We start from the raw sequence: 24,519 nt of genomic DNA, 5'->3' as shown, positions 1-24,519 counted from the left end.
TCAGTCTCCGATCCGGACCAAGGTGATCGCGTAAAACAGGCAAGCGAAGAATAGGAGCGTGCCGCCCACTATCCAGTTGCGGGCATTCTGGCGGCGTTTGAATTCGTCTTTATCGTCGGGTGTCATGCGAAAAAGCCTCCACCAATGATGCCTTGCGCAAACAACACACGGTCAGCGACCAGTGCAGCGAAGAGGACAAAAAGATAGGCGATGCTGAATTTGAACAGGAGCACTTCCTGTTTCATCGGATCATCTTCCACTCGCGTGCGAAGACCAACTGGCCATGCGAGGGCAAAGAACAGAAGCGAAAGAACGACAGAAACCGAACCATAGACCCAGCTTGTTCCGCCAATGGCCCAAGGCGCAATCGCGATCGGTGCAAGCAGAACAGTGTAGGCAAGGATCTGGTGACGCGTGGATTTTTCACCGCGCACAACCGGCATCATGGGAATGCCAACATTGGCGTAATCAGTCTTCACAAACAGCGCCAGTGCCCAGAAATGAGGCGGCGTCCACATGAAGATGATTGCGAAAAGAAGGATCGGCATCGCGGTGAGTTCACCGGTTACTGCGACCCAGCCAATCAGCGGAGGAAACGCGCCAGCACCGCCGCCGATCACAATGTTCTGAGGCGTGCGCGGCTTCAGCCACATAGTGTAGATCACGGCGTAATAGATGATCGCAGCGAGCAACAATGCCGCCGCAAGCCAGCCAATCGCGACCCCCATCAAAACCAGCGATGTGCCTGATAGGAACATGCCGAAATCGCGTGCATCCTCGCGGCGCATCCGGCCACCGGGAAGCGGGCGATCTTTGGTGCGCTTCATCCCAGCATCGAGATCAGCTTCCCACCATTGATTGAGAACAGCAGAGCCACCAGCACCTATCGCAATCGCGAGCACAGCGGTGAATCCAAGAACCGGGTGGATTGAGCCTGGAGCTGCAAACAGTCCGCAGATCGCCGTAAACACCACCAGCGTCATCACGCGCGGCTTTGTGAGCGCGAAGAAATCGCGCCACTCCGTCGGCATAATTTTCGTTGTGGTCGTCGCGGTCATCTCAAATGTGTGGCCCTTCGGCCCTTTCCTTTTGTGCGAAGAGGGCACTCCTTACTGGCGCGCCCTCCCCCTTGTTCTGTTTTGGCACCCCGCTTGCCCGAGGCCTACCGCTTAAGCGGTCGCCGGGCGATGATCGTGGTAATCGTGATGATCTTCGATCACTGGCAGGGTTTCGAACTGGTGGAACGGCGGAGGTGAAGTCAGCGTCCACTCAAGCGTGGTTGCGCCTTCGCCCCATGGGTTGTTCGCCGCCTTCTTCCCAGCGAGGAATGCGTAAGCAAGATTCACAAAGAAGATCAGCATGGAAGCAGCCATAATCATGTAGCCGATAGAGCTGATGTAATTCCAGAATGCGAAGGCCTCTGGATAGTCAGGATAACGGCGCGGCATGCCGTTCATGCCAAGGAAATGTTGCGGGAAGAAGATTACGTTCACGCCGATGAAGAACACCCAGAAGTGCAGGTGCGATAGAAACTCCGAGTGCATCCGGCCGCTCATCTTCGGGAACCAGTAATAGAACCCAGCAAACAGCGAGAACACAGCGCCCATCGACAGCACGTAGTGGAAGTGAGCCACAACGTAATACGTGTCGTGAAGGTTATCATCGATACCGCCGTTTGCGAGGACCACACCGGTCACACCGCCAACGGTGAACAAGAAGATGAAGCCAAGCGCCCAAACCATTGGTGACTTAAGCTCCATAGAGCCGCCCCACATGGTTGCGATCCAGCTGAAGATCTTCACGCCGGTCGGAACAGCGATAACCATCGTTGCTGCGGTGAAGTACATCTTCGTGTTCACGTCGAGACCGACGGTGTACATGTGGTGGGCCCACACGATGAAGCCGACAACACCAATGGCAACCATCGCATACGCCATGCCGAGGTAGCCAAACACTGGCTTACGGCTGAAGGTTGCGATGATTTGTGAGATCATGCCAAAGCCCGGCAGGATCATGATGTACACCTCTGGGTGACCGAAGAACCAGAACAAGTGCTGGTAAAGAATTGGGTCACCGCCGCCGGCAGGATCAAAGAAGGTCGTGCCAAAGTTACGGTCTGTCAAAAGCATGGTGATCGCGGCTGCAAGCACTGGGAGCGCGAGCAGAAGCAGGAATGCAGTCACAAGAACTGACCATACGAACAGCGGCATTTTATGCAGGGTCATGCCCGGCGCACGCATGTTGAAGATGGTCGTGATGAAGTTGGTCGCACCAAGGATTGAGCCAGCGCCTGCCAAGTGGAGGGAGAAGATCGCAAAGTCGACCGCTGGACCCGGCGCACCGGTGGTTGAAAGCGGCGCATAAACCGTCCAACCAACGCCTGCACCGTTACCGATCGAATTACCCGGCACGAAAAGCGAGAAGAGGAGAGAGAGGAAGCCAACAACGGTCAGCCAAAAGCTGATGTTGTTCATCCGTGGGAAGGCCATGTCCGGCGCACCGATCATAAGCGGCACAAACCAGTTACCAAAGCCGCCAATCATCGCCGGCATTACCATGAAGAAGACCATGATGAGGCCATGACCCGTGATAAACACGTTCCACATGTGGCCTGCAGCCGAAATATCTTCAGGCGATGAACCTGCGAACCACCAAAGGTATTGAATACCTGGCTCCATCAGCTCCATGCGCATCACACCAGACATCGCACCACCAATGATCCCAGCGACAATCGCAAAAATCAGGTAAAGCGAACCAATGTCCTTGTGGTTGGTCGACATGAACCAACGGGCAAAGAAGTTCGGTTTGTGATCATGATGGTCGTGGGCATGAGTGTCAGCTGCCGGGGCGAAATTGTCTGCGGTGGTTGCCATAATCTCTTAGCTCTCTCGCGTGTATTCTTTTTTGTCGGGCCAGTCTGCGATTTACGCAGCCGCCTCTTCCTCGGTTGCTTCAGTCTCTGCCTCGGCAGCCACTTCCGCACCCGGAATGCTGCCGCCGTTCTCAAGAACCCATGCCTCAAACTCTTCCATTGGAAGCGCTTCTACAGCGATCGGCATATAGCCATGCAGCGCGCCGCAAAGCTCTGAACACTGGCCGTAGTATACGCCCGGCTCATCGATCACGAGCATACGCTCATTCAAACGGCCAGGAACAGCATCCTGCTTGAACCAGAGTGATGGGACAGCAAATGCGTGGATCACGTCAGCTGCAGTCGTCTGAAGACGGATAGGAACGCCAGCCGGAACAACCATGCGGTTGTCGACAGCCATTTGGAACTGCTCACCCTCGCCAGAAGCAATCGCCTCTTCTTCGGTCAGCATGTTGGAGATAACTTCCACATCGTGGTCAGGATATTCGTAACCCCAGTACCACTGATAACCCACGGCCTTTACCGTGATCGCATCCTCGGGGGGCTCTTCATACTGACGCGCCAAAAGCGTGATCGAAGGCACTGCGATGACCACAAGGATAATGACCGGAACGACTGTCCAGACCACTTCGATCATGGTGTTGTGCGTTGTACGCGATGGATTTGGGTTCGATCGGCGGTTGAACTTCACGATAACGTAAAGGAGCAGCGCGAGCACAAACAGGCTGATGATCGTAATCACCGGAAGCAAGATCGCATCGTGCATCCAAAGCGCGTAAAGGCCATCTTGGCTGTACTGGTCTTGGAAGGTCATGCTGGCCAGGGGGTCGTCCTCATAGGAGGTTGGCATCCCCTTGCCCGGCGTTGGCGCCATCGGCACGTAGCCGCCAGCTGCCTCGGCGGGAGTGGCTGCTTCTTCAGCAACCGCCTCAGGCGCATCTTGCGCGATAACGGCTTGAGGCACTGCCAACGCCAAAAGCGCTGCTAAGGCTGCGAATATTCCAAAGTGAAAGCGGTCGAAAGCTTGACGCATAGCTTGTGCCTAATCGGTTTTTAAAATTTTATCCCATCGTCCGAGCGGCAACAAATTCCCCAAGGTCCTCGTCTAGCTCGTCCTTTGCGACAATCATGCCACAATTCGAGCCCCCTTAGCCGTGCTTGCTCAGTGCCTCAAGCGCTTCTAGGGAGAAAATTATGCAAGCCGCCATGAAGCTTACGCAATTACGGCTCAAAAATTCACATATGTGCTCCTGTTTACAACGGATTATTACCTACGATGCAAACGTCCGAATCCATCCCCCAAACCGTTGAAGAAGTCCTCGCCGAATTCCGAGCGAGTGGCGCACTGCTAGAGGGGCATTTCAAGCTCTCCTCAGGCAAGCACTCGGGACATTACCTCCAATGCGCCCGCGTTTTGATGAACCCAGCGCGAGCGGGACGCTTGGCACAAGCGGTCGTAAAAAGGATGCCTAATGAAATCCTCTCCGAAGTGGACGTGGTTGCCTCCCCTGCCATGGGTGGTATTATTATCGGGCAAGAGGTTGCGCGGGTCCTTGGCAAGGATGCGATGTTCCTTGAGCGACCCGATGGCGTATTTCGCTTGCGCAGGGGATTCGCACTTGAAGAGGGTGCGAAGGTATTGATGGTGGAGGATGTGGTCACCACTGGACTTTCCAGCCGCGAGGCGATTGCGGCGGTGGCCACAGAAGGCGGACAGGTCATCGCTGAATGCTCGCTGATCGACCGCTCTATGGGCGCTGTTGATCTGGGTGTGCCTTTCTTTCCTTTGGCGGCCTTTGATTTCCCCACTTACGATGAAGACAACATCCCGAGCGAGCTTGCCGCCGTAACTGTGACCAAACCCGGAAGTCGCAAGGAATAGAGCATCATATGATCCCCGACAGACTTCGTCTTGGCGTCAACATCGACCACGTCGCAACCATCCGCAATGCGCGGGGCGGCGATCACCCTGATCCTGTGCGCGCGGCAGAGATTGTCGCGAGCGTTGGTGGGGATGGCATCACCGCGCACCTTCGCGAAGATCGCCGCCATATTCGCGATGAAGACCTTGCGCGCATTCAAGATGCGATCGATCTGCCCCTGAACCTTGAGATGGCGGCAACCCCGGAGATGTTGGAAATCGCGCTGCGGCATAAGCCCCACGCGGCTTGTATTGTGCCTGAAAAGCGCGAGGAGCGCACGACCGAAGGCGGGCTTGATGCAGCGGGTCTGCACAACACGCTGGTTCCGATTGTTGACCAATTGCGCGAAGCAGGCATCCGCGTTTCACTGTTTATCGAAGCAAATGAGAAGCAATTGGATGCCGCCAATCGCCTTGGCGCACCTGTCGTTGAGTTTCACACCGGCGAGTACGCACACGCAATTCTAGACCAGGACAACGAGCGAACCGCCGCTGAACTGCGTCGAATCAGTGATATGTCCGCGCTGGCCGCTAAGAATGGAATTGAACCACATGCGGGCCACGGCCTTACATTTGACAACGTCCAACCCATCGCCGCCATTCCGCAATTGGCCGAGCTAAACATCGGTCACTATCTTATCGGCGAGGCAATCTTCTCAGGTCTCGAACCCGCAATCCGCCGGATGCGCGATCTGATGGATGAGGCGCGCGGATAGATGGCGGAGCCGCAAGAACTCCCACCCCTTGCTCCAGAGCAAAAACGCTGGGCGCTTGGAGCCGCGGCCCTGTTTCTGCTTGCCATGGGCTTCCTTGGCTTTTCACTTAACACAGGAATCATGCGCCCTTTTGCTATTGGCTGGGTGGCCTTGCAGATATTCGGCTATGTGGGCGCGATACGCATGGCGAAGGGAGATTTTGCGCACCCGCTGTTTAAGTCGCAGATTATGCTGCACATTATGGCTGCAACCCTACTCATCGTAGTCATCGCGAGGGCGTTTTCATGATCATCGGCACTGGGTCGGACCTCTGCAATATTGAGCGTATTCAAAACTCACTCGACCGTTTTGGTGAGCGCTTTGAGAACCGCGTTTTCACCGAGTTAGAGCGCACAAAGGCTCGCCGACGTCCCTTTACCATTGCGGGAACCTACGCCAAGCGCTTCGCTGCCAAAGAGGCGTTCAGCAAGGCAGTGGGGACTGGATTCCGGCGCGGCGTCTTTATGAAAGACATCGGCGTTGTGAACAAACCATCGGGCGCGCCTACCCTTTCGCTAACCGGCGGGGCGGCCAAGCGGCTTGAAGAAATGATCCCGCCGGGCCATGAGGCGCATATTCACCTAACACTCACCGACGATCACCCATGGGCGCAAGCCTTTGTAATAATCGAGGCGATCGCCAATTTGGGTCCCCAAGAGCTGATCTGACCAGAAACGATAGAAACCTTGAACCAAAGCAACACGCCTACTTCCGATACGGGCAATAGCCCTCCCCATCCGCATGATGAGCTGCGCAAGGAGCTTGCTGGCAAGGATGAAGAGAAGGAGACAATCAACTGGTTCGCGGAGCTTCGCGGGCTGGCGCTGATGCTGCTCGCCGTGCTTGCCTTCCACAGCCTTGTGGCAAAGCCATTCTACATCCCCTCAACCTCGATGATGCCGGGTCTGCATGTGGGCGACCGTCTGGTGGTGAGCAAATACCCCTATGGCTGGTCATGGGCTTCAGCAAGTTTTCACTTGCTTCCACGCGGCGAGTGGCGCGTGTTTGGCTCGACACCTGAATATGGCGATGTGGTGATCCCTGTGCATCCCATTCGCGATGAAGACTACATCAAGCGCGTGATTGCTTTGCCGGGCGACACAATCGAGGTGGATGAGGGGCGCGTGATCCTCAATGGCACTCCGATAAAGCGCGAAGTTGTGCCGCCTGTACGCATTCCGTTTGAGCCTGAACTTTTGTGCAATGGCTCGCCATGCCTTTCGAGTTTTGACAGCTACCGCGTTCGCGAAGCCGATGGCTCGATCTTTTTTGAACCCCCGACCTACCGTGAGACCCTGCCCAATGGCGCAAGCTATTTGATCATCGACCACAGAAATCAGCCGAATGACAATTTCGGTCCCTATATCATCCCGGAAAACAATGTCTTTGTCATGGGTGATAACCGCGATGAAAGCGCCGACAGCCGCGCAGCTGCGGAAATGAGCGGTCTTGGCGGCGGCATTCCACTTGAGAACATCGGTGGCCGCGCTGAGTTCATCACCTTCAGCCTCGACGGTTCAGCAACGTGGAACCCGCTTTCCTGGTTCTCCGCCATGCGCGGCGACCGGGCCTGGACGACCCTGCGCCCCGCTGTCGCTGAAGAGGACACGGCGTCGGAATAACGCACGGAACAAGGCAGAGCTATGGCGCGTAAGTTTCTTTATCTGATCGCAATTCTCATCGTGCTCTATTTGGTTGCGCGCATCGCTTATGAGATGTTTGCCGATGAGATTGCGGCTTATGCTTTGGTCCCCTCGGCAGAGTTCGCGCCGATGGATCCGCTGGAGGCCAATGCCTATCAGGATCCAGCCCTTTGGTACTCGCGCCCTGGAATCGGTGTGACCGACCCGGCACGGTGGCAACCTGCTTACTCAAACGAGCGCAGCGGCCTACCCACGCAGAGCGACGATGGCGTGCCCGACTTTGCGGTCTTCTTTGTGCATCCCACCAGCTATCTGAGCCGCGACAATTGGAATGCGCCGATTGGCGATGAAGAGGCCGAGCGTATCGCCCGTATCTACATCCGCGGCATGGCGAGCCCTTTCAACGCGGCCAACGAGATTTGGGCTCCGCGCTATCGTCAGGCGACTATGGGTGCGTTTCTGACCGATGAACCTGAAGGTGATAAGGCTTTGGATGCCGCCTATTCGGACGTGGTCGAAGCTTTCCGCTTTTTCGTGGACTCGGTTGATCAGGACACACCCATTGTCCTCGCCGGACACAGCCAGGGCGCATTGCACCTTCTGCGTCTGCTGCGCGAAGAAGTGAAGGACAGCGAGATCGCTGACCGCGTGGTCGCTTCCTACGCCATCGGCTGGCCAATCTCGGTTGAGCATGATTTGCCAGCGCTTGGTATTCCTGCATGCTCCACCGCCGAGCAGACGGGATGCGTCCTTTCATGGTCGAGCTTTGCTGAACCAGCCGACCCCTCGGCGGTGATTGAGACCTACTCGACTTCAGTCGGCTTTGATGGGGAGCCACGCGGAGACAGCCAAATCTTGTGCACCAACCCGCTCTTAGGCGCCATTGGTGGGAGTGCAGAAGCCGATGCCAACCTCGGTACTCTCGTCCCTGATGACAGTATGAGCAAGGGCGAACTGGTGCGTGGATCTGTGCCCGCAACCTGCGATACTCAAGGCCTCCTCAATATCGGCCCACCGCCCGAAATGGGTTCCTATGTGCTGCCCGGAAACAACTATCACGTCTATGACATCCCGCTCTTCTGGGCCAACACCAAGGCTGATGTTGGTCGCCGGGTGAGCGCCTTTGCAGGCGGGCAGGAAGGCCCTGTTGGGGATGAGGACTGATTACAGAACTCGCCCCTGACTTTGCGCGCGAACTTCCTGATGGCGGCGTGCTGTTGGGGCTCGACCTCGGCACCAAGACCATAGGCACCGCAACTTGCGATGCAGGCTGGCGCTTTGCTACGAATGGAAATGTCATCGGGCGCAGCAAATGGGGAAAGGATCGCGGTAAGCTTGACGCGTTGATACAAGAACGCTCAGTCAAGGGCCTTATCCTCGGGCTTCCGCGCAATATGGACGGGACCGAGGGCCCCCGCGCACAAGCCAGCCGCGCCTTCGCTTGCAACCTCGATGAAGCTTTCGGACTGCCTCTGCTTCTCTGGGATGAACGCTGGTCTACGCAAGAAGCAGAGGCCGCGATGATCGGTCAGGATATGAGTCGCGCCAAGCGTGCCAAGGCGATCGATGCCCACGCCGCCGCCATCATCTTGCAAGGCGCGATCGACCGGATGGCTGGCGGGATATTGTAGAAGCCGGGTCAATTAGGCGTTGTCATCACGGCTCCACCGTTTCAATGCGAATGCAATTATGAGCAACGACACTCCCCCAATCCAGACATTTGACCCCATGAAGGTCAGCAAGATGTTCATGGCCCGCGCTCATCCGGGTTGGCTCGGCCTTGAGTATAGCGCGCATGGCAACAATTGGGTTGAGTTGAAGCTCCCCTGGAATGAGAAACTTCTCGGCGAGCCGGATCGTCCCGTATTGGCCTCCGGCCCTATCGTCAGCTTGCTCGACATGGCGAGTGGCATGTCAATCTGGTGTGCCCGAGGCACATTTATGCCCGTCGCCACTCTTGATCTGCGGGTCGACTATCAGCGCCCTGCCAAAGAATGCTCTGCGGTTTGGGGCCGGGTTGAATGCTATCGTATGACCAAGTCGGCAGCCTTCGTGCGCGGCACTGCCCACGATGGCGATCCTGAAGATACTGTTGCCACAATGGCGGGGGTCTTCATGACGCTATCAGCGGATCCGAAAGCTGTCGGACGACAGATCAAGGCCCAAGCAGAAGCGCAGGCCAAGGCGAAAGAGACTGGCAATGGCTGAAGCTCACTCCCTTCCCGCCTATGCCCAAGCGCTCGGTATCTCTGTCCATGAGATCGAGGACGGCGCACCCATCCTGACAGTAGATTTCAGCGCCGATGTCGAAGGACGGCCTCAGCACTACCATGGCGGCGCGATTGCCGGGCTGCTCGAGAATGCAGCCTACGCTGCCTTGCGAGCGCAGCTTGTGTCGGACGGTCGCGAGGCCAAGCTAAAGCCTGTAAACATTACAGTGCAGTATCTTTCGGCCGGGAAACCGCAGACCAGCTTTGCCAAGGCCCGGATCACCCGAATGGGTCGCCGCAACGCCAATATCAGCGTGGAAGCATGGCAGGCCGAACGATCAAAGCCCATCGCCAGTGCGATAATGAACATATTGATGGCGTGATGCGCGCCTAGTCGTCGATCGGCTCTAGCTCAAACCCATCCTCGGTCAGGCGCAGCTCGACCGGCACTCCATCTTGGCTAAGCACGAGCCCCTCCTCTTCGAAGCGCAATACGGTGCCATCATCGCCAAGCGGTATCTCTTCGCCCTCCTCAATGTCGATATCGAACGGTTCGACCGGGCCCTGCGGATCAGGCGAAGCTTTGGGTTTGGGAGCTGGGAGATCAAGTGCGCCGCGCATGAAGTCTTTCCAGATACGCGCCGGCAATCCGCCGCCGGTCACCCCGCCGAGGGATGAATTGTCATCATTGCCGACCCACACGCCCACAACCAGATCGCCCGCATAGCCTACGAAGAGGGCGTCGCGATTGTTCTGGGTCGTCCCTGTCTTGCCGTAATTGGCGATGGGGAGCTCTGCCGCCTCGCCCGTGCCCCGATTGATCGCCGCACGGAGCATTTGCTCCATTTCATCGTGCACGCCTTCGGAGGTCGAGTTTTTCTCAGACAGCAGCCATTCCCACCAGCTCTCCTCCTCTTGTGGGAAAGCATAGGGCTGCACTGGATAATCATTCGCCGCAACCCCCGCATAGGCCGCGGTGAGTTCCAGCAGCGTCATACTTGAAGTGCCAAGCGCAAGGCTCGGGTCGCCTTCCGGGAGGTCAGAGGTCACACCCAGGGAGCGCGCCGTGCGGATAACTCTCTCGCTCCCCAACTCATTGAAGAGACGTACGGCTGCCACATTGCTCGAAGAGGCAAAGGCATTTTCAAGAGTGATCGTATCTGAATATCGTTCGCGCGAGTTTTTGGGGCGATAGCTGCCCGCCTCAATCGGCTTGTTCGAGATCGTGTCTTCAGGATCCCACCCGGCTTCGAGAGCGGCCAGATAGACGAACAGCTTAAAGGTCGATCCCGGTTGGCGGCGAGCCTGTGTGACACGGTTGAACGGGCTGTTGGCATAGGACCTGCCCCCCACCATGGCGACCACTTCACCCGAAGAACGCATCGCCACCAGACCCACTTGCGCCTCGCCCAGCCCTGCGCGTCCCACCACGCGGTTCGCCAGGGCTTGAAGCTGGGCATCGAGTGTGGTCTCTACCACCAGCTTCTCATAACCCGGCTCCAGCCCGCCACGCGCCAAGGGAAGCGCCCAGTCAGCGAAGTAGGTGCCCGTCGGCAGCTCATTGCGGGTACGCACGTCAAGCTTGGGCGCAGGCAGTGCGTCTGCCCGGGCTTGAGTCATATAGCCCACATCCACCATTGACCCGACGACCAAATCCATACGTGCCTTTGCCCGGTCATAATGCTTCGTCGGATTGTAGCGAGAGGGTGCCTGCAACAGCCCTGCCAGCATGGCTGCCTGTTCGGGTTTCAGGTTTTCTGGCTGGCGATAAAAATAGTGCAGGCTTGCTGCTCGCAGCCCATATTGATTGTCGCCGAAATAGGCATTGGAGAGATAGCGTTCGAGGATTTCATCCTTGGTGAGCCAGCCCTCAATCCAGAAGGCAATCATTGCCTCCTGCGCCTTACGTGTCAGGCTGCGTTCGGGCGTCAGCCACGTAAACTTCGCAAGCTGTTGCGTGATGGTGCTCCCACCCCCGCGGCCCGTCCATACTGCGCGCGCAATCCCGCGCGGATCAACACCCCAATGCGAATAGAACCGCCGATCCTCAATAGCGATAAAGGCTTGAGTGACATGCGGCGGCAAGTCCTCGACATTGACCGGTTCAGCCACCATCGCGCCACTACGTGCAATCGGCGTTCCATCGCTCGCAAGCAATGTTACTTGCGGCGCGGCGATAGGCTCAAGGCTTTTGGACAGCGGCGCGGTTATCGCGAGCCATGCAAACAGCACGATAAACGCAAAGATCATCCCGGCAACAATGCGAACCGCCCACCAACGCTTGCGCCGCCCTAGCCAGAAGGCACGCTTCCAGACTGAACTCCTGGGCCGTTGATCACGCTTAAGATCGCCATCGAGCGCAGACAGCCCGGCATCCCAGCGAGAAAAGTCGGTTGCACCTGCAGGTCGAAGAGGAGTCGCTGTCTCGTCGTCGGATTCACGCGGACGCTGCGACTCATAGAGCGCATAATAGCCGCTCTCGCCGCCTCGGGACTCACTGTCCTTTGAGCGTTTCCAGAATCGCTTGAACAACGTCATTACGACGGTGTATTAGCAGGATAACACGGCTTGAGGCAATACCGAGCCGATCAAGCTCCCTGCGCTGCACTTTCAGGCAGATCTTCACCAAATACGCGCTGATAATACTCGCTCACCAAAGTGCGTTCAGCCTCGTCGCATTTGTTGAGGAATGACAGGCGGAAGGCAAAGCCCACCGAATTGAAGATCGCCGCGTTTTGAGCCCAGGTGATAACCGTACGCGGGCTCATTACGGTCGAAATATCGCCGTTCATAAAGCCTTGGCGAGTGAGGTCGGCGACCTTCACCATATCGGCAATCATCGCATCATCCGCATCTGGTGTCTTCGACTTGACGATCTGCTCTTCGGTTTCTGCGGGCAGATAGTTGAGCGCACACACAATGTTCCAGCGGTCCATCTGCGCCTGGTTGATCGCCTGAGTGCCATGGTAGAGACCACTGGTATCGCCAAGTCCAACCGTATTGGTCGTCGCGAACAGGCGGAAGTGCGGGTTCGGCGTGATCACGCGGTTCTGATCTAGCAGCGTTAGGCGACCATCAAATTCCAGAATGCGCTGAATCACGAACATAACGTCCGGACGACCTGCGTCGTATTCGTCGAACGTAAGCGCTACAGGGTGCTGGAGCGCCCAGGGGAGAATACCTTCTTTGAATTCCGTAACTTGCAAACCGTCTTTCAGGACGATCGCATCGCGGCCAATCAAGTCGATCCGACTGATATGTGCATCGAGGTTCACCCGGATGCTAGGCCAATTGAGACGCGCGGCAACCTGCTCAATATGAGTAGATTTACCCGTACCGTGATAGCCCTGAACCATCACTCTGCGATTGTGTGCAAATCCGGCAAGAATGGCCAGCGTTGTGTCCGGATCGAAAACATAGGCGTCATCGAACTCGGGCACGTGCTCGGATGGAGTGCTGAAGGCAGGAATCTGCCAATCGACATCAATGCCAAATGTCTCGCGCACATCGACAGTGGTGTCGGGCTCGGTAGGAAGTGAGCTGGCGCCTGCGAATTCTTCTGAGGAGTGACTGTTCATTTCGAACGCTTCGTTAGTAGGCTCAGCGTGACGCTGCAAGAGTTGCTTTAGGCAACTTGATCCGGGATGCGAATTTCGCGCAAGTGACCGCGCTTGATCCAAAAGCGAGCGCCTTCACGTCCTACAGTGAGCTTTACTGTCTCCCCTGCCGGAATGCGCAGCCAATCGTGCAATCCGTAGGTCACATCATCGAGCATGAGCTCGCCCTGCAGAATAAACACTTCGAGCCCGCCGTCGTCAGTCAATTCAGACTTCGTTGCCACTGCCCATTGCTCAATTGAGACATGCTCATAGCTCAGATCTGCAAGAACGTGCTGGCTGACACCGGGTCGATTGGGATCAGGCGTTAGGGGGGCGCTGTTCAGGTTGATCACAAGTTGTTCCTGATCGTCAGGATCGAACTGCCAAAGCTTCACAAAGATCGAACAGCCCGGATCGGAGCGCGGGATGTGATGCGTCCCAACCGGATTGCGCACATAGGTGCCCACCGGATAGTCGCCATGCTCATCCTGAAACACGCCTTCGAGCACAATGAACTCTTCGCCGCCTGAATGGGTGTGTTCTGGAAACGCGCTGCCTTCGGCGTAGCGGACGATTGAGGTGGCTCGGGCCACTTCCCCGCCTATGCGGTCCAGAATTCGCCGGTCCACGCCCACCATGGGTGAAGCAATCCACTCAAGTCGATCTGTGTGGACCAGTGCGGGTTTGGCAAAGTCTGCGTTGATTTCCATGAGAGCCTATGTGGTCTCAAAAAATGGCGAATTAAGGTCCGCGCTTCTCAAAAGTTTCGATCTGTGAGACTATCTTAATCGATATGCCCTCCCCCCTTACCTCTCCAGTCGAAGCCCTGCGTCTCAAGGTCGTGGATCAGGTTCGAGCGACCTTCAACGATCAATCGCGCGGGCAAAAGCCGGTACCGCCTTCGGACGAGGCGCTGTTTGAGAAAGACACGCCCATCCGGCTCGTCCACGCTGACTTAGTGGGCATGATGACAGGCGGAGTACGCGCTCTGCTGCTTCAGATGCTTCACCCACACGCTTTGCAAGGGGTGCTCGACCATTCGAACTTCAGGGAGGACATGCATGGCCGACTGCAAAGGACTGCGCGGTTTATTGCGGTGACGACATTTGGCCACCGCGATGAGGCGAAAAAGGCAATTGAGCGGGTGAACCGGATCCACGCCAAAGTCGGCGGCACATTGCCCGATGGAAACCCCTATGAAGCGACCAATCCGCGCACATTGGCATGGGTCCATGTCACCGAGGCGCAAAGCTTCTTGGCCGGATATTTGCGCCATGTCCGACCAGACATGCCCGGTCATGAACAAGACGAATACTATCGTCAAATTGCGGTGATCGCGCGAGCGCTCGGCGCAGATCCAGTGCCGACCACTCGACGAGAGGCGGAGGCGCTGTTCCGCGAGATGCGCAGTGACCTGAAACCGTCTGCAGAGGCCCGAGAAATCGCGCAATTGGTCCTGAGCCAAAGGCCTAAAGGCACGCCCATTGCGGTGCAAACTATGATTGGCGCAGAGGCCGTGGCCATGTTGCCCCCGTTCGCCCGATCAATGCTTAACTTGCAACGCCCGGTGCTCACCGCCCTACCAGCACGGGCAGCCACATGGGGCGTAGGCAAGACCTTGCGCTGGGCCTTCAAGCAAAACGGGGCCTACCGTAAAAGCTAATCCAATTGCGTCACATTTCTGCTAATATGCCGAAGACAGCACGGCGGCGGGAGACGACATATGTATGTGCAAGGTTTTGTTATCGGGGTAAAAAGTGACCGAAAGGATGATTACATCGAGGTCGCAAACAAAATGGGCGCTTTGTTCATGGAGTTTGGCGCTCTTGAAATAGTTGAGAACTGGGAAAACGAAGTTCCCGACGGTGAGCAGACCGATTTTCGCAAGGCGATCGCAGCCGAACCGGACGAGAAAATCGTCTTCTCTTGGGCAGTGTGGGCAGACAAGGCGAGCTGCGATGCAGCGCACGAAAAGATGATGCAAGATGAGCGGATGCAATCCATGGAGATGCCGGACATGATCGATGGCAAGCGCATGATCCTTGGCAGTTTCGACCAGATCTACCGGGCATCTAAGCAGGACTGAGACCGATGACAGATTTCACATTCTACACCGTCGCGATGAGCCGGGGTCAAATCTCGCGCTGGGCTCTGCACGAGGCGGGTGCCGACTACAAACAGATCGTGATGGATTGGGAAAGCCGTCCTGAAAGCTTCAAGACGATCAACCCGATGAACAAAGTTCCGACACTCGTACATCACCACGGCGATCACGATCACACCGTGACCGAGACGGCAGCGATCAATCATTATCTGGCCGAGACTCACCCAGACAAGAACCTGCTGCCCGATACACATGAGAAGGCATCCTATTTCCGCTGGCTCTTCTTTGCGAGCGGACCGTTGGAACAGGCGATCATGAGCAGGGCGATGGGCTGGGAAGTGCCAGAAGACAAGTCAGGCATGGCCGGATTTGGCAGTGTTGAACTCACTTTGGATACGCTCGAAAACTGGCTCGCTGGCAATGATTTCGCAGCAGGCGGGCGCTTCACAATGGCAGACACATATGTCGGTAGTCAGGTTGTGTGGGGCTTGCAGTTTGGCTCAATCGAAGCAAGGCCCGCTTTCGAGGCATACGGCGCACGTCTGACTGATCGGTCAGCGTATCATGCGGCCAAGGATATCGATGCAAAGCTCATCGCCGAGGCTGCATCCAACGGTTAAGCAATCGCCTTGCATTTGCGAAGCAGCTGGTAAGCATCGACCACTTTGGAAAGGCGCGTTTCGTAGGATCGATCCCCGCCATTCCGGTCGGGATGATAACGCCGCACGAGCTCGGAATAACGGCGGCGAAGGCGTTGTTTGTTGGTGTCAGAGCCAAGCCCCATGACCTCCAGCGCCTCTGCCTCCTCCTTGGAGAAGCGTCCGCTCATCTGCATTTCCGCTTCGCGCTGAACACGGCTTTTGATACCATTGGCGCGGGCAGAGATTGCGTCCAGCGGATCGTCGAAGTCATTCCAACGAGGCATGCCATCGACGCCTGCCCTTGGACTGAAAGCGGGACTTTCCGTGCGCCAGCCGCTCACCGGGCTTTGCGCATCAAGGACTTCTTCCGCGCTCATTCCTTCAAACCAATCATATCCTGAATTGAATTCGCGCACGTGTTCTAGGCAAAACCAGCGATACTCACCCGGACCATCGAAACCATTGGGACGGTAGCCGGGCGCGCGAAACTCACCCAACTCGCGGCAAGTCGGGTGCTCGCACACCCGGTCCACGTTTTCATGCCGGCCGTGAAATCGCGTTTGTTTCATAAGGATAATAGGATGGGGTGCTTACCGGAGAGTTCCAAGGTTCTCTGCGCCCAATCCGTCTAAATATTTTGGCCCACTATCATTGACGCAGCTTTGCTTGATCAAGCGTGAAAAACATTACCTGGATCAACCGGCCACCCTCCACGCTCTTGCCAAAAACCTGGTGTCGCCGTGTGCCAGAACCACGGACGCAAAGCCCATCGCCTTTGCTTCTGCATCATTGATTGGTGCTTTGTCCGGCTTGGTCTCTTTATGCCGGAAAAAATCGCGTTCCCCCGCGGCAGTCTTCGGGCTTTGAGAGATACAATATGCCCGACCAGTGCGCCTCATCGACGTGGAACCCGGCTGCTTTAGGGTCGCTCGCGAGGGTCAGTCAGCATTTGCCATGCGACTGCAGGGGCTCAATCGGCTTTAGAAGTTCACCGGTCAGCTGAGACATACTCAGATAGGCCGGGCATATTAAGCCGCTGGAGGCTGTTGCGTCCGGGAAAAGTGCTCTCCTGCTCGGGATAGTCGAGCTTAAGCGCAGCTTCGCGAAAGGCATCGGGATTCTCAAGAAAGTCATCGACGATTATGTAGGATGTGGGCATGGGGGTCTGACTGATGTGATGAGTTCGCCTTGGTAATTGCCTCAAGGATGAGCACTTAAGGAAAAGGACACTTCCGTCGCGATGGCCCAATCGGTTGCTCAAGAAATGGAAGAGCTGCTCAATGCAGCCTTCGCCCCGACGAAACTCGAAATCATCAATGATAGCGCCCATCATGCAGGTCATGCCGGTGACGATGGATCGGGCGAATCCCATTTTACGCTTGTGATTGAGGCTGAGGCCTTTGCCAGCATGAGCCGCCTCACCCGCCAGCGTGCGGTGATTTCGGCTCTCGGCGATATTGTTGGCGAACGGGTGCACGCTGTCGCTATCAAAGCAAGCGCTCCTGCTACCTGAACCTCACCAAATGAATGAATCTGGCAATTCGAAACGTATCCGCCGTGCGGCGCGGATCATCGTTTTGGATCATGAGAGCCGCGTATTGCTGTTCCGTTTTGATATTTGCGATCGTCCACCCTTTTGGGTGACGGTTGGAGGTGAGTGCGAAGCGGATGAGTGTTTTGAAGACGCTGCAGTGCGCGAGCTATTCGAGGAAACTGGTATTCGCGCTGATCCTGGCACGCAGATTGCGAGGACAACACCTGAGTTCATCACCGTTGAAGGGGAGCCCATTCAGGCCGATGAGCGCTATTTTCTTATTCGCGTGGACAAGCCTGAGATCGACACTGGCGGGCACACGGAGCTGGAACGGAAAGTGATGACCCAACACCGCTGGTTCACGTTATCTGAGTTGGCCGATTGGCCCGAAGCGATCTTTCCTGACAATCTGGTAGAGATTATTTCGACCGCGAGGTGAGCCTTCACCACGAAGGCGCGTCCTTACAGCGCTAGTAATGTGTCGCAGTGTTCGAAAGTGTAGTTTCATCCACATTTGCGCGCCAGGGAATCTAATTTGCTTGCCGCCGCTGTTTGAGATTGTCAGCTATCAGCAACACCTAATGAGGGAGAGATACAAATGGACTTTAACGGCAAGACCGCCTGGATAACCGGCGCATCGTCGGGAATCGGCGCAGCTTTGGTGCGCGATTTGGGAAGCCGCGGCGCACATGTGATCCTCTCGGGCCGCGATGAAGCGCGGCTGGCTAAGGTCGCGGCCGATTGCGGCGAGAGCTTGATCCTTCCGTTCGATGTGCGAGACGAGGACGCTCTAGCCGATGCAACCGCGAAAGCCATCGCTTGGAAAGGGGGAGTCGATCTGGCTGTGGCCAATGCCGGTATCTCGCAGCGGTCTCGTGCGCTCAAGACCGATATGCAGGTCTACCGTGACATCATCGATATCGACCTGACTTCTCAGATCGCGTTCAGCCAAAGCCTGATCGGGCATATGGCAGAGCGAGGCAGCGGTGCATTGGCTTTCATATCCTCGATAGCTGGCAAAGTCGGTGTGCCGATGCGAACTGCCTATTGTGCGGTCAAGTTCGGGCTCGCGGGATATGGCGACGCGCTGCGCGGTGAGCTTTCGCAATCGGGGGTTGGCGTCCACATGATCTATCCCGGATCAGTTGCCACCAATGTCTCGCGAAATGCGCTGACGGCTGACGGAAGCAAACGCGGTGTCTCTGACAAGGTGATCGACGAAGGCATTCCTGCATCGGATGCAGCCAAAACCATGCTTGATGGCATCGCAAAGGGCGAGCGCGAGATTATTGTGGCTGAGGGCATGGAGCTGCAAATGGGCGAGGCGCGCCGCACCCCTGAAGCGCTGTTCGACCAGGTCGCAGGCATGGTGGCAGCTGGTTATATGGAACGGATGGAGGAAGGCGCGTGAGTTCGGTGTTGGATCATGGCGACGATGTAGCAAGCAACAAGCTGCTCAATCCAGGCCATAGGCAAGGCAGCGAACAAGAGCGAATAGGGCGCCAGCCCCATGTTCGCGATGCCGAGCCAGATTAGGCCGAAGATCGTGATAGTGAAGCCAAGCGATGCAACGAAAATTTGCCGCCAATGTGTGCCGAACCTCTCAAGCCACAGCCAGAAGAACCCTGTTGCACCAACGACCAATATCATGTCCCAAATGCCCCACAAGGCAAAGATCGACCAATCCATCGGCGCGATATGCGATTGGCCAGGGAACGCATCATGGAGCATCGGCCGGATCACCCAGAAATAGCGCGCGATCTCTGAAAGATTGATCCATACGAAATTCGCAAGCAACGCTGAAAGGAACAGCCGCCGTCTGATGTGCTCACTGAACATCTTCAATCTCCTTTTGGATCATCCGAAGTATGGTCCTGACCCTCGCTCGCAGTTCGTCCGCGCTAGCTGTCACCCGGGAGACCGCCCAAAGCCCTTGAGCCGCAATGACAAAAAAGTCGGCAAGCTCCTGCCGCTTGGCTGCGGTGAGATGTCCGGGCAGTGCATTCGCAAAACCCGCAGTCAGCCTATCATTATGCTGTTTCACCAGATCACCGATCTCTTGGTCACAAGGTGCCATTTCGGTCATGGCGTTGCCGACAAGGCACCCCGGTCCAGGCAGTCCCATCGCCTCGGCTCTGGCAATCTGCGTCTCGAAGTATTCCGCTATCGAGTCCAGTCCGCTCTCAGCATCAACCAAAGGAGAGATGGCCGGTTGCACGATCTCATCGCGATAGAGATCAAAGCATGCTCTATAGAGCCCGTCCTTGTTCCCGAAGTCGCCGTAGATGGATTGTCGCGTCGAACCCGTCGCAGTGATGAGATCAGCCATCGACGTCGCCTCAAAGCCATATTGCCAAAAAGCATACATAGCATTTCGCAGAACATCATCTTTGGAAACAGTGCGAGGTCTTGGCATACAAATTGTGTATCAGAACAATCATTCTTAAACAAGTTCCGTTTTTTGCGGTAGGTCCATTAAACTCGCATGAGGTCACAGATATGAAGCAAAAGAGAATTCAACTCGCCAATGGCATTGAACTGGACGTAGCGGATGAAGGTCCGAAAGATGGCGAGCCCCTTATCTTCCTGCATGGCTTTCCAGAGAACCACCGCACATGGCGCCATCAGATCGCGCATTTTTCGGCTAAAGGGTATCGCTGCGTGGCACCCGATCAGCGTGGCTATCGCGGGTCATCCAAGCCGCAGCAAGTCGATGCCTATTCGCCGGATAAGCTGATTGGCGATGTGTTTCTGCTCGCCGATGCACTGGGGATTGAGACCTTCACCATCGTTGGTCATGATTGGGGCGGTGCGATTGCCTGGGGCGTGGCGCTGGGTGGACAGCATACGAGGGTGACGCAAGCCGTTATCGCCAACGCCCCCCACCCGGCAATCTTCCAGAAGCTGCTCTACACCCATCAGGGTCAGCGCGAAGCCTCACAATACATCACCGGCTTCCGCAATCACTCAAACGACCAGCTCATTCGAGAGCGGGGGCTGACCGGCCTCATGCTGCAGGAGGTCAAATGGGACAAGCCTGGTGCCATGCCCTCTGAAGAGCGCGCGATCTTGCTAAAGGACTGGGAGGATCGTGAAGCGGCATTTGGAATGATCAATTACTACCGCGCAAGCCAGATGGTTGTGCCGAGCATGGATGAACCATTCCAGCTGCCAAATGATTACTCTGCGCCCGATCTGCCGAAGCTGACCATACCCACCCTGGTGATCTGGGCGCTGGATGACCTGGCCCTTCCTCCGGAGAATTTGGAAGGCATGGAGGACATCATCGAACCGCTCATCATCGAGCCTGTGCCCGGCTGCGGCCATTTTGTACCGTGGGAAGCGCCCGAGAAGGTCATCGCCGCAATGGAGAAGTTTCTGGCGACTTAGCCTCTGCCCCTTTCTGCTCGCAAATTCTCGCTTCCGGCGACCAATACCCTACATTTGACAGCTATGCGAATTTCACCTAAACTCTTAAAATGTAAGGAGAAAAATCATGGTATATCATATCGCACCGCAAGATTGTGACTGCGGCTGTACAGATTGCAAGTCTGGCAGTGGTTGCTGCGATTGTGGCTGCACCAGCTGCGGCTAAGCCAGGATAAGCTGGAACTGCCTTACAGACCGAGCCATTCGACCCAAGCGCCGTGAGGGTGAGCAAAAGCGAGCGTGTGAGACTCGCCATCACTCGCGCCGCCATTCCAAAATCGCACTTTCAGTTCGTGGCGGAAAGTTTTGGGGTCAGTTTCAAGCACAACCCAGCCCAGTGGAGTTTCGGGCGTTGCTTGCGCCCCTGCTGTTTCAAACCTTTCGGTGATCGCATCTTGAGTGGAAACCGGCATATATTGCCACATAATTGAATGAAACATCGCCTTGGTTATGCCTGGCTCTTGTTCCACCGCAAGGCGTTGTTCCACAAACTCCAAGGCGTCCATCTGGACGAGCAATGGTGGGTCTTCATTGGCCAATTGTACGGCGGCATCGATCCGCGCCAAACGTCCCGGCGCGTCGGGCCAAACATATGATTTGAGCTTAAGCGCCGCCTGCGGGTCAGAAAGATCAATAGGTTGAACATCGCATGCGTGCACAGATTGGATCAAGAAATCCCCTGACGGCGCAGGCGGAGAACCTTTGCTTCCTCGCCATTCAGGCTCGATCTGCAATGGCGAGCTAGAAAAGCCAACTTTAGTCTCTCCGAGCCGGAAGTGGTAACGATCAAGCATCGTATTGACCCCGGCGCTCGCGCCCAGCTCGAACAATTCGAAGCACGGTGAAACCCGCTTTGCCAACCACAACAACCCGGCCATTATGCTGGCAGAGCGTCCGGCCTCATTGGTTTGCGGAGGGCCATCAAACCAAGGCAAAAGAGAATGATCATGGGTCTCAACCACCTTGCACACAAGACGGTTAATTTGCCCCTGATCGGTGATCTGACCGGAGTAGACGCGTGCCAACCGATCATCCGCACCGGACAAAAGCAAATGATGCAAGCCGCCCGCGATCCTCAGAGGCATCGCGTCCTTAAGAGTCAAGCCTTGCCATGAAGCCATCCGCCGGGCGCAGGCTGTGTCACTTTCGATGACATGTGTGAGCGCGCGGATGATACGAGCAGTACATGGAGCATGAGCAGCTTCAGCATGTTCGGCCTGCCATTCAACCGCAACGGCAAAGTCGTCGATCTCCATCACAGCTTCGTTGCCGCTACCCGATCCTGTCTCGCTCATGTTTCCTACTGCCTCATGCTTCAGTTATTGCCCTTTGTTGGCCTACACCCTAAGTGCGCGGCCAAGATGGCGAATAAAAAATCCTCTACTTCAAGCGGCCAGCTCACCTTCGTGGTGCCAAAGGGTCGTATCCTCGAAGAAGCGCTGCCGCTTATGGCGCGCGCTGGGATCGTGCCCGAGGATGGTTTTCACGATAAAAGGAACCGTTCGTTGTCATTCAATACATCGCGCGAGGACATGCGTCTAATCCGAGTGCGAGCGTTTGATGTGGCGACCTTTGTTGCCCATGGCGCTGCGCAGATCGGGATCGTCGGATCGGACGTGATTGAGGAATTCAACTACGCTGATCTTTACGCCCCGGTCGACCTCGACATTGGGCATTGCCGATTGTCAGTAGCCCGCCTGGCTGGAGATACAGAAAACGATGCAGGCGCAAGCCACCTAAGAGTTGCGACCAAATACCCCGGCCTCACCGCAAGGCATTTTGAAGCCCTCGGGATTCAGGCCGAATGCGTAAAACTTAATGGAGCGATGGAGCTTGCGCCTTCATTAGGGCTAGCCCGCCAGATCGTCGATCTCGTCTCCTCAGGAGCCACCCTCAAACAGAACGGCCTTGTCGAAACGCAGCGCATCATCGACATTACAGCGCGCCTGATCGTCAACCGGGCAGCCTACAAGACGGATCCACGCGTTGCTGCATTGGTTGATGCTTTCCGCAAGGATGCAGAAAAACGCGCGACAAAGGACGCCGCCTAATGCAAAAGCTGGATACGACAGATCCCAATTTTGCGAGGGATTTTGCCCGCGTGGTCGATGCTAGGCGGGAAGCAGACAGCGACGTCGCCGGCGTTGTACAAGATATATTGCGCACCGTGCGCACCGGCAAAGACAGCGCGCTTGTTCAATACACGCAGCGTTTTGATGGATATTCGCTGATTGACGATCGTGATTGGGTGATCACGCCTGAACGCTGCGAAGAGGCGTATGAAGGTATCGAATCCGAACAGCGCGAGGCTCTCCAACTCGCAGCAGACCGTATCCGTGCCTATCACGAAGCACAGCTCCCCAAGAACCGTGACTACACCGATGAAACGGGGGCAAGGCTCGGCGCGATCTGGCGGCCGGTCGATGCGGCGGGACTCTACGTGCCCGGTGGCCGTGCGGCTTACCCTTCCTCACTCCTAATGAATGCCATCCCGGCGCGTGTTGCCGGAGTGGAACGAGTGGTGGTGGTCACGCCTACTCCCAAGGGCAATTCGAACCCGCTAGTTCTCGCCGCTGCGCATATCGCCGGGATAGACGAGATGTGGCGCGTAGGCGGTGCGCAGGCAATCGGTGCCCTCGCCTATGGGACCGAGCGGATCAAACGGGTAGATGTCGTAACAGGCCCGGGCAATGCATTTGTCGCCGAAGCCAAACGCCAGCTTTATGGCACAATCGGCATCGATATGGTTGCAGGGCCGAGCGAGATCTTGGTCGTCGCCGATGGCAAGAACGATCCCGACTGGATCGCGGCCGATCTTTTGAGCCAAGCCGAACATGACCCGACTTCCCAATCGATCCTCATAACCGACGATGCCGGCTTTGCCGCTCTGGTGCGCGACTGTGTAGACGTACAGATCAGTCAGCTCGAGACTGCGAAGACCGCTAAGGCAAGCTGGGACGATCACGGCGTAATCATTCTTGTGAACGATCTGGAGGCCGAAGCCCCCAATCTAATCAATGCGCTTGCTGCGGAGCACCTTGAGCTGGCGATTGACGAACCAGAGGTCATGATGCGCAAGGTGCGCCACGCAGGCAGTATCTTTCTCGGCCGAATGACACCAGAAGCCGTTGGCGATTATGTTGCTGGACCTAATCATGTGCTTCCTACCGGACGGCGCGCGCGCTTCTCAAGTGGTCTGTCGGTCCTCGACTTTATGAAGCGCACCAGCTTTATTCAATTGGACGAAGCATCCTTTGGCGCGGTTGGTCCAGCAGCAGCAACGCTTGCTCATGCAGAAGGGCTTCCAGCCCATGCCAAATCAGTAGAATTGCGCCTTAAATGAACACAAATTCCCGTTCTCAAACCCGCTCAACGGCCCGGCTTTCTGCGGTTCAAGCGCTCTATCAGCGTCAGATGGAAGGCACGAAAGTCGACGACTTGCTTGTCGAATTTCACCGCCATCGCCTTGGCGAACGAATTGATGATGAAGACCATGCTGGTGAGCAGCTTGCTGAGGTCGAGATCGATTTCTTCAACGATCTTGTGCGCGGTGTCGATGCACGCCGTGAAGAGATCGATGAAGTCCTCATTGCGCGGCTCTCCGACGGTTGGACGCTCACCAGACTCGATAAGACCATGGTCCAGATTCTTCGCGCTGGCGCATACGAGCTACTTGCGAGAGCCGATGTGCCCACCGCGACCGTGATCAATGAATATGTCGAGGTTGCAAAAGCTTTCTTCGACGACCGCGAAGCCAAATTTGTGAACGGCATTCTTGATGCGGTTGCAAAAGAGGTTCGACCATAAACGA

Annotated in this window: 31 protein-coding genes; 19 read left to right on the top strand and 12 right to left on the bottom strand. The window is 56.4% G+C overall.

Features of this window, described 5'->3' with window-relative positions; all coding sequences use genetic code 11:
- The 4 genes from Q0778_RS15470 to coxB form a co-directional block, all read right to left on the bottom strand.
- Positions 1–126 (bottom strand): hypothetical protein, encoded by a 126-nt coding sequence (locus Q0778_RS15470; protein WP_298337343.1) that lies wholly within the window; start codon positions 124–126, stop codon positions 1–3.
- Positions 123–1,058, bottom strand: coding sequence for a heme o synthase (locus Q0778_RS15465; RefSeq protein WP_298337339.1), 936 nt, complete (start codon positions 1,056–1,058; stop codon positions 123–125). The genes Q0778_RS15470 and Q0778_RS15465 overlap by 4 nt, the downstream gene beginning before the upstream one ends.
- 111 nt (positions 1,059–1,169) lie before the next feature.
- A complete protein-coding gene (gene ctaD, locus Q0778_RS15460; protein ID WP_298337336.1) occupies positions 1,170–2,873 on the bottom strand; it encodes a cytochrome c oxidase subunit I in 1,704 nt (567 codons plus the stop codon).
- A 51-nt stretch (positions 2,874–2,924) separates the two neighbouring features.
- Entirely contained in the window at positions 2,925–3,905 is a 981-nt protein-coding gene (gene coxB / locus Q0778_RS15455) for a cytochrome c oxidase subunit II (RefSeq protein WP_298337333.1), read from the bottom strand.
- Between the two features lie 243 nt (positions 3,906–4,148).
- On the opposite strand from coxB, the gene pyrE reads away from it, so the two are divergent.
- The 9 genes from pyrE (at position 4,149) to Q0778_RS15410 (ending at position 9,784) form a co-directional block, all read left to right on the top strand.
- The gene (gene pyrE / locus Q0778_RS15450) at positions 4,149–4,754 is read left to right on the top strand and encodes an orotate phosphoribosyltransferase (protein ID WP_298337330.1); all 606 of its coding nucleotides are present in this window, start codon (positions 4,149–4,151) and stop codon (positions 4,752–4,754) included.
- Between the two features lie 8 nt (positions 4,755–4,762).
- Positions 4,763–5,509: a pyridoxine 5'-phosphate synthase gene (locus Q0778_RS15445; RefSeq protein WP_298337327.1), complete on the top strand. Its 747-nt coding sequence runs from the start codon at positions 4,763–4,765 to the stop codon at positions 5,507–5,509.
- Positions 5,510–5,797 carry a pyridoxal phosphate biosynthetic protein gene (locus tag Q0778_RS15440; protein ID WP_298302251.1) on the top strand — a complete coding sequence of 96 codons (288 nt, stop codon included), beginning with the start codon at positions 5,510–5,512 and terminating at the stop codon, positions 5,795–5,797. It begins immediately after the preceding gene.
- Positions 5,794–6,216, top strand: a complete 423-nt coding sequence (gene acpS / locus Q0778_RS15435; RefSeq protein WP_298302248.1) for a holo-ACP synthase — start codon at positions 5,794–5,796, stop codon at positions 6,214–6,216. Before Q0778_RS15440 ends, acpS begins: the two co-directional genes overlap by 4 nt.
- A gap of 81 nt (positions 6,217–6,297) precedes the next feature.
- Positions 6,298–7,170, top strand: coding sequence for a signal peptidase I (lepB, locus tag Q0778_RS15430; protein WP_298337723.1), 873 nt, complete (start codon positions 6,298–6,300; stop codon positions 7,168–7,170).
- A gap of 21 nt (positions 7,171–7,191) precedes the next feature.
- Positions 7,192–8,355: a DUF3089 domain-containing protein gene (locus tag Q0778_RS15425; RefSeq protein WP_298337324.1), complete on the top strand. Its 1,164-nt coding sequence runs from the start codon at positions 7,192–7,194 to the stop codon at positions 8,353–8,355.
- Between the two features lie 53 nt (positions 8,356–8,408).
- Positions 8,409–8,822, top strand: coding sequence for a Holliday junction resolvase RuvX (gene ruvX, locus Q0778_RS15420; RefSeq protein ID WP_298302242.1), 414 nt, complete (start codon positions 8,409–8,411; stop codon positions 8,820–8,822).
- Between the two features lie 97 nt (positions 8,823–8,919).
- Entirely contained in the window at positions 8,920–9,399 is a 480-nt protein-coding gene (locus Q0778_RS15415) for a PaaI family thioesterase (RefSeq protein WP_298337720.1), read from the top strand.
- Complete coding sequence (locus tag Q0778_RS15410) at positions 9,392–9,784, top strand: PaaI family thioesterase (RefSeq protein ID WP_298302239.1); 393 nt, start codon at positions 9,392–9,394, stop codon at positions 9,782–9,784. Before Q0778_RS15415 ends, Q0778_RS15410 begins: the two co-directional genes overlap by 8 nt.
- Positions 9,785–9,791: 7 nt before the next feature.
- Here the strand turns inward: Q0778_RS15410 and Q0778_RS15405 are convergent, their stop codons facing one another.
- From Q0778_RS15405 to Q0778_RS15395, 3 genes are read right to left on the bottom strand one after another with little or no spacing between them, the layout of a single operon-like run.
- On the bottom strand, positions 9,792–11,939 hold the full coding sequence (locus Q0778_RS15405) for a transglycosylase domain-containing protein (RefSeq protein ID WP_298337321.1): 2,148 nt from the start codon (positions 11,937–11,939) through the stop codon (positions 9,792–9,794).
- A gap of 50 nt (positions 11,940–11,989) precedes the next feature.
- A complete protein-coding gene (gene cobS, locus Q0778_RS15400) occupies positions 11,990–12,979 on the bottom strand; it encodes a cobaltochelatase subunit CobS (protein WP_298337318.1) in 990 nt (329 codons plus the stop codon).
- A 47-nt stretch (positions 12,980–13,026) separates the two neighbouring features.
- Positions 13,027–13,710, bottom strand: a complete 684-nt coding sequence (locus tag Q0778_RS15395; protein WP_298337315.1) for a cupin domain-containing protein — start codon at positions 13,708–13,710, stop codon at positions 13,027–13,029.
- 83 nt (positions 13,711–13,793) lie between these two features.
- On the opposite strand from Q0778_RS15395, the gene Q0778_RS15390 reads away from it, so the two are divergent.
- From Q0778_RS15390 to Q0778_RS15380, 3 genes are read left to right on the top strand one after another with little or no spacing between them, the layout of a single operon-like run.
- Entirely contained in the window at positions 13,794–14,663 is an 870-nt protein-coding gene (locus Q0778_RS15390) for an oxygenase MpaB family protein (protein WP_298337312.1), read from the top strand.
- A 60-nt stretch (positions 14,664–14,723) separates the two neighbouring features.
- Complete coding sequence (locus Q0778_RS15385) at positions 14,724–15,086, top strand: DUF1428 domain-containing protein (protein WP_298302225.1); 363 nt, start codon at positions 14,724–14,726, stop codon at positions 15,084–15,086.
- A 5-nt stretch (positions 15,087–15,091) separates the two neighbouring features.
- Positions 15,092–15,724 carry a glutathione S-transferase family protein gene (locus Q0778_RS15380; protein ID WP_298337309.1) on the top strand — a complete coding sequence of 211 codons (633 nt, stop codon included), beginning with the start codon at positions 15,092–15,094 and terminating at the stop codon, positions 15,722–15,724.
- Here Q0778_RS15380 and Q0778_RS15375 read toward each other — a convergent pair.
- The gene (locus Q0778_RS15375; protein WP_298302219.1) at positions 15,721–16,314 is read right to left on the bottom strand and encodes a J domain-containing protein; all 594 of its coding nucleotides are present in this window, start codon (positions 16,312–16,314) and stop codon (positions 15,721–15,723) included. The two genes, Q0778_RS15380 and Q0778_RS15375, sit on opposite strands and share 4 nt — an antisense overlap.
- A 419-nt stretch (positions 16,315–16,733) precedes the next feature.
- Entirely contained in the window at positions 16,734–16,904 is a 171-nt protein-coding gene (locus Q0778_RS15370) for a hypothetical protein (RefSeq protein ID WP_298302216.1), read from the bottom strand.
- Between the two features lie 81 nt (positions 16,905–16,985).
- Between Q0778_RS15370 and Q0778_RS15365 the strand changes: the two genes are divergently transcribed.
- The 3 genes from Q0778_RS15365 to Q0778_RS15355 all read left to right on the top strand — a co-directional run bounded on the left by Q0778_RS15365 (position 16,986) and on the right by Q0778_RS15355 (position 18,690).
- Entirely contained in the window at positions 16,986–17,258 is a 273-nt protein-coding gene (locus Q0778_RS15365; RefSeq protein WP_298337306.1) for a BolA family protein, read from the top strand.
- A gap of 10 nt (positions 17,259–17,268) precedes the next feature.
- Positions 17,269–17,718, top strand: a complete 450-nt coding sequence (locus tag Q0778_RS15360; protein ID WP_298337304.1) for an NUDIX domain-containing protein — start codon at positions 17,269–17,271, stop codon at positions 17,716–17,718.
- Positions 17,719–17,877: 159 nt separating this feature from the next.
- On the top strand, positions 17,878–18,690 hold the full coding sequence (locus Q0778_RS15355; protein WP_298337301.1) for an SDR family NAD(P)-dependent oxidoreductase: 813 nt from the start codon (positions 17,878–17,880) through the stop codon (positions 18,688–18,690).
- Here the strand turns inward: Q0778_RS15355 and Q0778_RS15350 are convergent.
- Both Q0778_RS15350 and Q0778_RS15345 read right to left on the bottom strand, forming a co-directional pair.
- Positions 18,660–19,118 carry a hypothetical protein gene (locus Q0778_RS15350; RefSeq protein WP_298337298.1) on the bottom strand — a complete coding sequence of 153 codons (459 nt, stop codon included), beginning with the start codon at positions 19,116–19,118 and terminating at the stop codon, positions 18,660–18,662. The genes Q0778_RS15355 and Q0778_RS15350 overlap by 31 nt on opposite strands.
- The gene (locus Q0778_RS15345; RefSeq protein ID WP_298337293.1) at positions 19,108–19,647 is read right to left on the bottom strand and encodes a TetR/AcrR family transcriptional regulator; all 540 of its coding nucleotides are present in this window, start codon (positions 19,645–19,647) and stop codon (positions 19,108–19,110) included. Before Q0778_RS15345 ends, Q0778_RS15350 begins: the two co-directional genes overlap by 11 nt.
- A 131-nt stretch (positions 19,648–19,778) precedes the next feature.
- Between Q0778_RS15345 and Q0778_RS15340 the strand changes: the two genes are divergently transcribed.
- Entirely contained in the window at positions 19,779–20,669 is an 891-nt protein-coding gene (locus tag Q0778_RS15340) for an alpha/beta hydrolase (RefSeq protein ID WP_298337287.1), read from the top strand.
- Positions 20,670–20,896: 227 nt separating this feature from the next.
- On the opposite strand, the gene Q0778_RS15335 is transcribed toward Q0778_RS15340, so the two are convergent.
- On the bottom strand, positions 20,897–22,003 hold the full coding sequence (locus Q0778_RS15335) for a DUF2332 domain-containing protein (RefSeq protein ID WP_298337284.1): 1,107 nt from the start codon (positions 22,001–22,003) through the stop codon (positions 20,897–20,899).
- 66 nt (positions 22,004–22,069) lie between these two features.
- Between Q0778_RS15335 and hisG the strand changes: the two genes are divergently transcribed.
- The 3 genes from hisG to nusB are packed head-to-tail and all read left to right on the top strand — an operon-like array spanning position 22,070 to position 24,515.
- On the top strand, positions 22,070–22,759 hold the full coding sequence (gene hisG, locus Q0778_RS15330; protein WP_298337281.1) for an ATP phosphoribosyltransferase: 690 nt from the start codon (positions 22,070–22,072) through the stop codon (positions 22,757–22,759).
- A complete protein-coding gene (gene hisD / locus Q0778_RS15325; RefSeq protein ID WP_298337278.1) occupies positions 22,759–24,051 on the top strand; it encodes a histidinol dehydrogenase in 1,293 nt (430 codons plus the stop codon). The genes hisG and hisD overlap by 1 nt, the downstream gene beginning before the upstream one ends.
- Positions 24,048–24,515, top strand: a complete 468-nt coding sequence (nusB, locus tag Q0778_RS15320; protein ID WP_298302178.1) for a transcription antitermination factor NusB — start codon at positions 24,048–24,050, stop codon at positions 24,513–24,515. Before hisD ends, nusB begins: the two co-directional genes overlap by 4 nt.
- Positions 24,516–24,519: the final 4 nt, after the last annotated feature.

The organism is uncultured Erythrobacter sp., from assembly GCF_947502395.1.
Taxonomy (GTDB): domain Bacteria; phylum Pseudomonadota; class Alphaproteobacteria; order Sphingomonadales; family Sphingomonadaceae; genus Erythrobacter.
This window is presented reverse-complemented; position numbering and strand designations above follow the sequence as displayed.

Bases quoted from the DNA above. Each gene is read 5' to 3' on its own strand.
- pyrE (WP_298337330.1), top strand. From the start codon at position 4,149: ATGCAAACGTCCGAATCCATCCCCCAAACCGTTGAAGAAGTCCTCGCC.
- ctaD (WP_298337336.1), bottom strand. From the start codon at position 2,873: ATGGCAACCACCGCAGACAATTTCGCCCCGGCAGCTGACACTCATGCC.
- Q0778_RS15395 (WP_298337315.1), bottom strand. From the start codon at position 13,710: ATGGAAATCAACGCAGACTTTGCCAAACCCGCACTGGTCCACACAGAT.
- Q0778_RS15410 (WP_298302239.1), top strand. From the start codon at position 9,392: ATGGCTGAAGCTCACTCCCTTCCCGCCTATGCCCAAGCGCTCGGTATC.
- Q0778_RS15350 (WP_298337298.1), bottom strand. From the start codon at position 19,118: ATGTTCAGTGAGCACATCAGACGGCGGCTGTTCCTTTCAGCGTTGCTT.
- hisD (WP_298337278.1), top strand. From the start codon at position 22,759: ATGCAAAAGCTGGATACGACAGATCCCAATTTTGCGAGGGATTTTGCC.
- Q0778_RS15390 (WP_298337312.1), top strand. From the start codon at position 13,794: ATGCCCTCCCCCCTTACCTCTCCAGTCGAAGCCCTGCGTCTCAAGGTC.
- acpS (WP_298302248.1), top strand. From the start codon at position 5,794: ATGATCATCGGCACTGGGTCGGACCTCTGCAATATTGAGCGTATTCAA.
- nusB (WP_298302178.1), top strand. From the start codon at position 24,048: ATGAACACAAATTCCCGTTCTCAAACCCGCTCAACGGCCCGGCTTTCT.
- Q0778_RS15385 (WP_298302225.1), top strand. From the start codon at position 14,724: ATGTATGTGCAAGGTTTTGTTATCGGGGTAAAAAGTGACCGAAAGGAT.
- Q0778_RS15380 (WP_298337309.1), top strand. From the start codon at position 15,092: ATGACAGATTTCACATTCTACACCGTCGCGATGAGCCGGGGTCAAATC.
- Q0778_RS15360 (WP_298337304.1), top strand. From the start codon at position 17,269: ATGAATGAATCTGGCAATTCGAAACGTATCCGCCGTGCGGCGCGGATC.
- Q0778_RS15470 (WP_298337343.1), bottom strand. From the start codon at position 126: ATGACACCCGACGATAAAGACGAATTCAAACGCCGCCAGAATGCCCGC.
- Q0778_RS15355 (WP_298337301.1), top strand. From the start codon at position 17,878: ATGGACTTTAACGGCAAGACCGCCTGGATAACCGGCGCATCGTCGGGA.
- coxB (WP_298337333.1), bottom strand. From the start codon at position 3,905: ATGCGTCAAGCTTTCGACCGCTTTCACTTTGGAATATTCGCAGCCTTA.
- Q0778_RS15340 (WP_298337287.1), top strand. From the start codon at position 19,779: ATGAAGCAAAAGAGAATTCAACTCGCCAATGGCATTGAACTGGACGTA.
- Q0778_RS15445 (WP_298337327.1), top strand. From the start codon at position 4,763: ATGATCCCCGACAGACTTCGTCTTGGCGTCAACATCGACCACGTCGCA.
- Q0778_RS15415 (WP_298337720.1), top strand. From the start codon at position 8,920: ATGAAGGTCAGCAAGATGTTCATGGCCCGCGCTCATCCGGGTTGGCTC.
- Q0778_RS15405 (WP_298337321.1), bottom strand. From the start codon at position 11,939: ATGACGTTGTTCAAGCGATTCTGGAAACGCTCAAAGGACAGTGAGTCC.
- Q0778_RS15345 (WP_298337293.1), bottom strand. From the start codon at position 19,647: ATGTATGCTTTTTGGCAATATGGCTTTGAGGCGACGTCGATGGCTGAT.
- Q0778_RS15335 (WP_298337284.1), bottom strand. From the start codon at position 22,003: ATGAGCGAGACAGGATCGGGTAGCGGCAACGAAGCTGTGATGGAGATC.
- Q0778_RS15425 (WP_298337324.1), top strand. From the start codon at position 7,192: ATGGCGCGTAAGTTTCTTTATCTGATCGCAATTCTCATCGTGCTCTAT.
- Q0778_RS15440 (WP_298302251.1), top strand. From the start codon at position 5,510: ATGGCGGAGCCGCAAGAACTCCCACCCCTTGCTCCAGAGCAAAAACGC.
- hisG (WP_298337281.1), top strand. From the start codon at position 22,070: ATGGCGAATAAAAAATCCTCTACTTCAAGCGGCCAGCTCACCTTCGTG.
- Q0778_RS15465 (WP_298337339.1), bottom strand. From the start codon at position 1,058: ATGACCGCGACGACCACAACGAAAATTATGCCGACGGAGTGGCGCGAT.
- cobS (WP_298337318.1), bottom strand. From the start codon at position 12,979: ATGAACAGTCACTCCTCAGAAGAATTCGCAGGCGCCAGCTCACTTCCT.
- Q0778_RS15370 (WP_298302216.1), bottom strand. From the start codon at position 16,904: ATGCCCACATCCTACATAATCGTCGATGACTTTCTTGAGAATCCCGAT.
- Q0778_RS15365 (WP_298337306.1), top strand. From the start codon at position 16,986: ATGGCCCAATCGGTTGCTCAAGAAATGGAAGAGCTGCTCAATGCAGCC.
- Q0778_RS15375 (WP_298302219.1), bottom strand. From the start codon at position 16,314: ATGAAACAAACGCGATTTCACGGCCGGCATGAAAACGTGGACCGGGTG.